The organism is Dermacoccus sp. UBA1591 (assembly GCF_002322065.1).
GTDB classification, from domain to species: Bacteria; Actinomycetota; Actinomycetes; order Actinomycetales; family Dermatophilaceae; genus Dermacoccus; species Dermacoccus nishinomiyaensis.
Genome location: NZ_DCNR01000023.1, coordinates 2003 through 10393, shown reverse-complemented (window position 1 = coordinate 10393; position 8391 = coordinate 2003). Strand labels below are relative to the sequence as shown.

The following is an 8391-nucleotide window of genomic DNA, read 5'->3' as shown; positions in this document are numbered from 1 at the left end:
AGCGTTGACGAAGCGCGCAAAACAAAACGCGCGCGCTGGGCACCAGATCTGATGAAGCCCGCCACACCGATCGGTGTGGCGGGCTTCATCAGATGCGGGTGCTTACTTCTTGCCCTGATTGGCGACGGCGGCAGCGGCTGCGGCGGCGGCTTCGGGGTCGAGGTAGCGTCCACCCTTGGTGACGGGCTCGAAGTTGTCGTCGATTTCGTAGACGAGGGGCATGCCGGTGGGGATGTTGACGCCGACGATGTCGTCGTCACTGATGCCGTCGAGGTGCTTGACGACGGCGCGCAGCGAGTTGCCGTGCGCGGCGAGCAGCACCGTCTTGCCGTCCTGCAGGTCGGGGACGACCTCGTCGTGCCAGTAGGGCAGGAAGCGCTCGATGACGTCCTTGAGGCATTCCGTCAGCGGCGCGTCGTCACCGAGGTCGGCGTAGCGCGGGTCGGCGTCCTGGCTCCACTCGCTGCCTTTCTCGATGGGCGGCGGGGGCGTGTCGAAAGAGCGGCGCCACGTCATGAACTGCTCTTCGCCGTACGTGGCGAGCGTCTCGGCCTTGTTCTTGCCCTGGAGGGCGCCGTAGTGCCGCTCGTTGAGGCGCCAGCTGCGCTTGACCGGGATCCAGTGACGGTCGGCTGCGTCGAGTGCGAGGTTGGCCGTCATGATGGCGCGGCGCAGCAGCGACGTGTGGACGACGTCGGGCAGGATGCCGTTCTCGATGAGCAGTTCACCGCCGTGCGTGGCCTCGGCCCTGCCCTTGTCGGTGAGGGGCACGTCGACCCACCCGGTGAACAGGTTCTTGGCGTTCCAGTCGGACTCTCCGTGACGGAGCAGGATCAGCGTGTGCGTCATGCCTCCAGCCTATCGCCGACGCCCGTGTGAGGGTGGGGCGTCACAGCTCGGTGGTCGGATCTTTCGCCGTTGCCTCATCGTCCGCCTTCGCCTCGTCGTCGCGGCCGTTCTCGAGGAGGTGGCGGAAGGCGTCGAGGTTGCGCGTCGACTCGTCATGCGTGACGCGCCAGTGCCATTCTTTCTTCATCGACGACAGGAAGCCACGCGCGAGGACGTCGTTGAAGATGCCGTCGCTCGCCTCGAGCATCGCGCCGAGCAGGACGTCGAGGCCCGCCGTGTCGAGCCCCGCCAGCGGCAGTCGGCCGGTGAGGTAGACGTCGCCGGAGGAGTCGATGCCGTACGCGACGCCCGGCAGGCGCAGGTTGCGCTGCAGGAGCAGCCGGTAGACGTCCTCGTGGTTCTCGTCGGGGTTGCGCACGACGAACGCCATCGCCTTGAGCGTGCGATCCCCGACGACGAGCGAGACGACCGTCTTGAGCTTCTTCTCCCCCGGCAGCGTGACGACGAACTCGCGCTCGCGCGCCCCGAGATCCCATTCGAGGCCGGATGCCTCCAACCATTCGCGCACGAGGGTGGTGGCGGCTTCGACCAGGTCAGCGTCAGACATGACACCAACCTACGCGGCCGTCGCCGCTCGCGGCATCACCCGGTCAGGCCTTCGCACCGTCAGACCGTCGCACGCTCAGACCGTCAGACCGTCAGACCGTCACGGCACGATGGCGCTGGGTACCCCGGCGAGCGCACGGGAGGCGTCGATGTCGGAGCTCGTCTCCCGCCGGCACGCGTCCTCATAGACGGCGAGGAGCTTGTCGACGCTCGCGTCCCAGCTGTGGTGCTGAGCGTGGCGGGCGGCGCGGCGGCCCAGTTCATCGATGCGTGGCGGGTCGTCGAGCAATGCGGCGAGCTCCTGCGCCCACGTCGCCGGGTCGTGGCCGTCGACGAGGACGCCGCCGTCTCCGACGGCCGTAGGCAGCCCACCGACCGCTGCGGCCACGACGGGCGTGCCGGAGGCGGACGCCTCGATCGCGACGAGCCCGAACGACTCGCTGTGCGACGGCACCGCGACGACATCCGTCGCATGGAACCAGGTGACGAGTTCGCGCCGCGAGACGGGCGGCACGAAGTCGACGACGTCCTTGACGCCCAGCTCGCGCGCGAGCGCCTGCAGCGCGAGAGGCTTGTCGAGGCCTGAGCCCGACGGCCCGCCGACGATGACGAGTCGCAGCTTCTCGCGGCGCCACGGGGCGTCCTCGATCATGCGAGCGACGGCACGCACGAGGACGTCGGGCGCCTTGAGCGGCTGGATGCGGCCGACGAAGAGGACGACGTCAGCGTCCTCCTCGAAGCCGAGTTCCGCTCGCGCAGCATGACGTTCGGCGACGATGTCGTCGCCCGCGCTGAACACGTCGAGGTCGACGCCGGGGGTGACGACGGTGACCCTCGCCGGGTCGGCTCCGTAGAGGTCGATGAGTTCTCGGGCCTCGCCGGGGGTGTTGGCGACGAGCGTCGTGGCCGCGTCGACGACCTGCTCCTCACCGATCTCGCGCCCCGCCGGCTCGGGAGTGTCACCCGCGGCGAGCTGACTGTTCTTGACCCGCGCCATCGTGTGCATCGTGTGGATGAGAGGCACCCGCCACCGGTCGGCCGCGAGCCACCCGACCTGGCCCGAGAGCCAGTAGTGGGAATGCACGAGGTCGTAGTACCCTTCCGGCTTCGACGCGCCGACCCGCATCATGCCGGCCGCGAACGCGCACAGCTGGCCCGGCAGATCGTCCTTGCCGAGCCCCTCGTACGGCCCGGCGGCGATGTGGTGGACGGTCACGCCGGGCGCCAGTTCGACCTGCTCACCCACGGACGCGCTCGTGCGCCGCGTGAAGATGTCGACGGCGACGCCGCGTTGCGCGAGCCGCTTCGCCGTCTCGACGACGTAGACGTTGAGGCCGCCCGCGTCACCCGTCCCCGGCTGCGACAGCGGTGAGGTGTGGACGCTCACCATGGCGACGTGCTTGACCTCGCGCTCTGGAGCCTCACCGGACGCCGAGGTGGCCGGACTCGTTCCTCCGCGCCCGTCCGACGGTGCGGCGGGGGCGCTCGGTGGCCACGCGCGGGCAGCGGCATCGTTCACGTCGGGTTCGTCCACGCCATCGGCAACGGTAGATTCGCCACGTGCATTCCCGACCCGTCGGCGCCGTCACCCGCGGCACGACCAACGCCAACCGGCTGCGCCGTCAGGACCGGTGGCTGGCGGGGCCGCAGGCCTGGCGGCTGCGCCGCTCGGAGGGCTCGCCCGTCGTCGTCGATCTCGGGTACGGGGCCTCCCCCATCACCGCCGTCGAACTGCACACGCGACTGCGCGCGGTGCGCCGTGACGTGCGCACCGTCGGCATCGAGATCGAACCGAGCCGCGTCGAGATGGGCCGCCGACTGATCGCGCGCACGCCGCTCGAGGGGTTGAGCTTCGCCCGTGGCGGTTTCGAGGTGCCGCTACCGGGCGGCGAGCGCCCTGTCATCGTGCGGGCCGCGAACGTGCTGCGTCAGTACGACGAGAGCGAGGTGGCCGGCGCCTGGGCGCACGTGCTCGAGCGGTTGGCGCCGGGCGGGCTGCTGCTCGACGGCACGTGTGACGAGCTGGGGCGCCGTTCGACGTGGGTGGCGCTCGATGCGAGCGGGCCCGTCAGCCTCACGCTCTCCTACCGCCTCGCGGGCCTCGCCGACCCCGCGGACATCGCCCCGAGGCTCGTCAAGGCCCTCATCCACCGCAACGTGCCCGGCGAGCGCATCCACGACTACCTCGCTGCACTGTCACACCACTGGACGCTCAGTGCGCCGCTGGCGCCGCACGGGGCTCGTCAGCGGTTCATCGCGACGGCCCGCGCGATGCGGGCGTCGGGCTGGCCGCTGCTCGACGACGTCCACCGCTGGCGCCTCGGCGAGATCACCGTCGCCTGGGCAGCCGTGGCACCCGCGGACGACGGCGCCCGCATCACTCGTCGTTGAGCGTCGCGACGAACAACCTCGCGCCCCGCTCACCGGTGACGCTCGCCGGTGGGTCGCCCGCCGGCCACCACGCGCACTCCAGGGGCCCGAGCACCAGACGCTCGTCGGCGCACTCGACGCTGACGGGCGCATCGAGCGCGAGCAGGAGACCGGGCGCGCCGTGGGCGGGCACGTCAAGGGGCTCACTCTGAGGTCGAAGCTCCCACAGCGCGAAGTGCGGCACCTCGGAGTGGTATCGCGCCATCCCGGGCTGCGGGCGCCGGGGTTCGTCCGCCGTCACGGGCGTCGACACGTCGACGATGGCGAGCAGTTCGGCGACGTCGACCTTCTTCGGCGTCAACCCGCCGCGGACGACGTTGTCCGAGTTCGCGAGGATCTCGACGCTCGTGCCGCGGACGAAGGAATGCAGGACGCCAGCGCCGATGAAGTAGCTGCGCCCGGGCGTCATGAGGTGGTGCTGCATCGTGAGCAGGACGACGACGCCGATGTCGCCCGGAAACTGCTCGTGCACGGTGAGGACCGTGCGCAGGGCGCGCGCCTCGGCGTCGTCCTCGATCGTCTTGACGACGCTCTCGAGCGCCGCGACGACCTCCTGCACGAACGGGCCCTGACGCTCCGTCTCGAGCGTGAGGATCATGCTGAGCAGCGCGTGCTCGGGACGCTCGGTGCCGCGCGCGGCGTCGATCATCGCCTCGAGGCTCACGAGGCCGAGCGCGCGGAGGCGCTCCTGCACCTGCGCGAAGGGCAACGAGCCGGCGAACGCCTCGCTCTCGACGAGGGGGATCCACGCCTCGGGCTTCGGCCACGCATCGGAGTAGGTGCCCTCCGGCGCCGACGCCGCGCGGCTCGCGTCCGGGTGCGCCTGGATCGACAGGGCCTTGTCGGCCGCGAGGATCTTGAGCAGGAACGGCAGACGGTCGCCGAAACGCTCACGCGAGCGGGCACCGAGATGGTGGGCGTGGTCGCTCGCGATGTGCTCGTCGAGGCCGCAGCGACGCCCCCCCTGATCGAACGTGCCCGGCCCCGCTTCGTGAGCCCCCACCCACAGCTCGGCCTCGGGTTCCTCGCTCGGCGCGCGCCCGGCGAGGCTTGCCAACGCCTCACGCGAACCCCACGCGTAATCCTTGATGAACGGCTCGAACTTCAGCACGGCGCCCCCTCCCCCACTGCACCCATGACGGGCGTCATCGTATGTCGTCGGCGGGGTCGTCGAAGAACTCCCCCACGACCTTCCGCACCCGCGCGCGGTGCCCCCACAGCAGCCCGTGCTCGTCGAAGACCTCGAGACGCGCGTTCGGCAGATGTTGTGCGAGACGCTCGGCCGAGCTCACCGGGTGCACCTCGTCGCCGCGCTGGGCGAGGATGAGCACGGGCAGCTCGAGGCCGCGCAGCGCCTCGACGTCGGCGACCGGGACGGCGTGCGGCATGTCGCGCAACGCCTCGGCCATGCCGGGGCGCAGGAACACCTCGGTCTGCTGATCGACCCAGGCCTGCGCCGCGTCACTTCGACGCGCCGACGCCGGCAGCTCGCGCTCCAGCTGGGCACGGATCGTGGCGGCGTCGCCGTCACGCGAGGCCTGCGCCATCGCCTCGTAGCGCACGAGGCCCGCGCTGTTGCGCGGCGAGTCGACGACGGCGGGGATCACGAGGACGACCCGCTCGAAGCGTCGTGGGTCGCGCAGCAGGACGCGCAGGATCGAACCGGCACCCATCGAAACACCCAGCGCCCGCGTCGCCGCGGCATGGTCGCTGACGGCCAGGAGTTCGTCGGCGGTGTGGTCGTAGTCCCACCCGTCGAACGCCGGCGCCGAGCGGCCGTGCGAACGGAAGTGGAAGAAGACGCGCGTGCCCGAGACGCCCGAGGCGTACGGACGCGTCGAGGGGACGGAGGCGCCCATGCCGTGCGCGAACACCGTCACCGGCTCCCCGCGACCGGAGCGCACCATCTCGAGCGGGCCGCTCGGGCCGTCGACGAACTCAGCAGCCACCGCGGATCACCAGGGGCCGTACGGGCCGTTGGAATTCGGCTTGTTCGGTCGGACGATGGGTCGGACGTCGGCGAGGAACACCCCGGCGGCGACGATGCCGATGATGCCCGGCAGGCTGACGGGCCGCAGCAGCGAGATGAAACCGAGCAGGACGGCGACCGCCGTGATCGCCAACCACGCGGGCTTCGAGAGCTTGCCGTGCACCTGATACATGATCGCCGAACCGCGCGCGGCCTCGATGAGTGCGAAGATCTCGACGCCGAGCACGATGACGCCCAACGCCACCATCGCGTACGCCTGGATCTGAGAGATGACCTCCATGCCTCCAGCCTAGGCGAGAGGTCCGACAACCCGCGCCGGACGGGGCGTTCTCGAGGTGGCGGCCGGGGACGTCGCCCTCACACTTCGACGACGACGGTGAACGGCCCGTCGTTGACGAGGCTCACACGCATGTCAGCGCCGAAGCGGCCCGTCGCCACGCGCAACCCCTCGCCGCGCAGCGCCGCCACGACGGCGTCGACGAGCGGTTCCGCGACCTCACCCGGCGCAGCCGCTCCCCACGACGGGCGCCGACCCTTGCGCGTGTCGCCGTACACCGTGAACTGGCTGACGACGAGCAGGCGGGTGCACGCCTCACCTGTCTCGAGGTCGCCGGCGTGCAGGTCGCTGACGCTGACCTCCCCGGGCATGATGCGCAACCCGGCGATCTTGCGCGCCATCGCCGCGACCTGGGCGCCGCCGTCGTCATGGGTGGCGCCGAGCAGGACGACGAGACCCGGCGCGTCGAGTCGGCCGACGACCTCGCCCGCGACGCTGACGCTCCCCTCGAGCGCTCGCTGCAGGACGGCCCTCATCGGTGCGCCGCGGCGAGCGAACCCGTCGTCGGCTCCGGCAGCACGGCCGTGACAGCGCCCACGGGCTCACCGTGGCCGAGGATCGGTGCCGACGCGAGATCGTCCAGCACCGGCGCGTCCACCCCCATCGCCCGCAGGATCGCCGCAGCCACGACGGGGCGCGCGCGCTGGGAGCCGTCGGCGATCTTGACGCTGACGCCGCGTCCGTCGGCGAGGCCGATCGCGTAGACGGCCTCCGCCCCGTCCTTCGCGATGAGGCCATCGACGCCCTCGACGAGTTTCGTGACGTCGCGGCGTGTGCCCCCGAGGTAGCGCGGCGCGGCGCGCATCGCATCGGCCACCCGCGCCTCTGCGTTGCCGGGCGCCGCCGCGGCAAGTCGCCCGAAGGCACGCGCCAGCCCGTCCATGCTCAGCGTCATGACGGGAGCACCACAACCGTCCACGCCAGTCGCCTCGACGGTGTCGTCGGCGATCTGCTCGAGCGTGGTGGCCATGAGTCGCTGCAGCGGGTGGTCGACGTCGCGGTAGGTCGTCGTGTCCCAGCCGTTGACGACGCACGTCGCGAGCATGCCGGCGTGCTTGCCGGAGCAGTTCTGGGCCAGCGACTCGGGCTCGCGGCCCTCACGCAGCCACTGGCGACGATCGACGTCGTCGTACGGCAGGTCGGGGGTGTTCTGCAGGTCCTCGACGCTCAGGCCGTGCCGTTCGAGGATGCTGCGCACCCCCTCGAGGTGGAAGCGCTCACCCGAGTGGCTCGAGCACACGAGCGCGAGCAGCTGCGGCGGCAGATCGAGGCCGGCACGCACCATCGCGAGCGCCTGCAACGGTTTGTTCGACGAGCGAGGGTAGATGACGACGTCCGGCTCGCCCCACGCGGCCTGAACGGCCCCCTTGGCAGTGGTGACGCACGCGAGCGCACGGTGGACGGACTCGACGAAACCCGAGCGGTCGACGCGGGCCATGACCGGCGCCCCGGCGAGCCTCGCGATGATCTGATCAGCGGTGGGCGAACTCATGCTCCGACCTTACGGGCTGGCGCGGGCATGACGAAGGCCCGTCACTCCCCCAGGGAGCGACGGGCCTTCGTCTGCGACTAGCCGAGGCTAGATGCGGTCAACCTCAGTGGTTGTCCTTGACGTCGCGAACCTTGTCCTTGGCCTTGTCGGCGAAGGAGCGGTCGTCACCGTCGCGGACGCCGTCGGTGCCACGCGTGCCCTCGACGCCGTTCTCGACGCGGACCTCTTCGTGACCGACCTCCGCCTGGACGCGCTGCGTCTCCTGGACCTGGTCGACGTCGAGGCCGACGCGCTCGGTGGCGACGGTCTCCTTGTCGACGACCGGGCGCTCCTCGTGCAGCGTCACCGTCTGCGTCTCCTCGCCGAGCTGGACGTTGCCGTCGACGCGCTCGTTGACGGGCTCACGGGTCACGTGAACCTCTTCGCGGGTGACGGGGACGTCGACCTGCTGCTGCTCGGTGACGACGTACTTGCGCAGGCGAGCCTTGCCGGCCTCGCGACGCTCCTTGGCGACGTTGAGGCGCTCCTCGTGAAGAACGACGCCGTTCTCGTCGCGCTCAAGGTTGCGCTCGTCACGCTCGACGCGACGCTCGTCGTGCTCTTCCTTGCGGAACTCGTGGTCGGCGCGAGCCTCGTCGACGCGACCCTCCACACGGTCCTTGGCGTCGTGGTCGTGGTGACCGGCGG

General features: G+C 70.9%; 10 protein-coding genes. 1 reads left to right on the top strand and 9 read right to left on the bottom strand.

Annotated features, from left to right (window positions below):
• Positions 1-102: 102 nt before the first annotated feature.
• The 3 genes from B2284_RS02795 to mshA all read right to left on the bottom strand — a co-directional run bounded on the left by B2284_RS02795 (position 103) and on the right by mshA (position 2989).
• A complete protein-coding gene (locus B2284_RS02795; protein ID WP_006946478.1) occupies positions 103-849 on the bottom strand; it encodes a phosphoglyceromutase in 747 nt (248 codons plus the stop codon).
• 40 nt (positions 850-889) lie between these two features.
• Positions 890-1456, bottom strand: a complete 567-nt coding sequence (locus B2284_RS02790) for a type III secretion system chaperone family protein (protein ID WP_006946446.1) — start codon at positions 1454-1456, stop codon at positions 890-892.
• Positions 1457-1555: 99 nt separating this feature from the next.
• Positions 1556-2989, bottom strand: a complete 1434-nt coding sequence (mshA, locus tag B2284_RS02785) for a D-inositol-3-phosphate glycosyltransferase (RefSeq protein ID WP_006946407.1) — start codon at positions 2987-2989, stop codon at positions 1556-1558.
• 26 nt (positions 2990-3015) lie between these two features.
• On the opposite strand from mshA, the gene B2284_RS02780 reads away from it, so the two are divergent.
• Positions 3016-3846, top strand: a complete 831-nt coding sequence (locus B2284_RS02780) for an SAM-dependent methyltransferase (RefSeq protein WP_074045663.1) — start codon at positions 3016-3018, stop codon at positions 3844-3846.
• On the opposite strand, the gene manA is transcribed toward B2284_RS02780, so the two are convergent.
• From manA to B2284_RS02750, 6 genes are all read right to left on the bottom strand, one after another.
• Positions 3833-4996, bottom strand: coding sequence for a mannose-6-phosphate isomerase, class I (manA, locus tag B2284_RS02775; protein ID WP_074045664.1), 1164 nt, complete (start codon positions 4994-4996; stop codon positions 3833-3835). The genes B2284_RS02780 and manA overlap by 14 nt on opposite strands.
• A 34-nt stretch (positions 4997-5030) precedes the next feature.
• Positions 5031-5834: an alpha/beta fold hydrolase gene (locus B2284_RS02770; protein ID WP_286697151.1), complete on the bottom strand. Its 804-nt coding sequence runs from the start codon at positions 5832-5834 to the stop codon at positions 5031-5033.
• A gap of 6 nt (positions 5835-5840) precedes the next feature.
• The gene (locus tag B2284_RS02765; protein WP_006946484.1) at positions 5841-6155 is read right to left on the bottom strand and encodes a DUF2516 family protein; all 315 of its coding nucleotides are present in this window, start codon (positions 6153-6155) and stop codon (positions 5841-5843) included.
• 77 nt (positions 6156-6232) lie between these two features.
• Positions 6233-6688: a D-aminoacyl-tRNA deacylase gene (gene dtd, locus B2284_RS02760; RefSeq protein WP_006946430.1), complete on the bottom strand. Its 456-nt coding sequence runs from the start codon at positions 6686-6688 to the stop codon at positions 6233-6235.
• Complete coding sequence (locus tag B2284_RS02755; RefSeq protein ID WP_006946416.1) at positions 6685-7704, bottom strand: asparaginase; 1020 nt, start codon at positions 7702-7704, stop codon at positions 6685-6687. Before B2284_RS02755 ends, dtd begins: the two co-directional genes overlap by 4 nt.
• Positions 7705-7807: 103 nt before the next feature.
• On the bottom strand, positions 7808-8391 hold a 584-nt coding region (locus B2284_RS02750), incomplete at its 5' end, for a YsnF/AvaK domain-containing protein (RefSeq protein ID WP_286697150.1).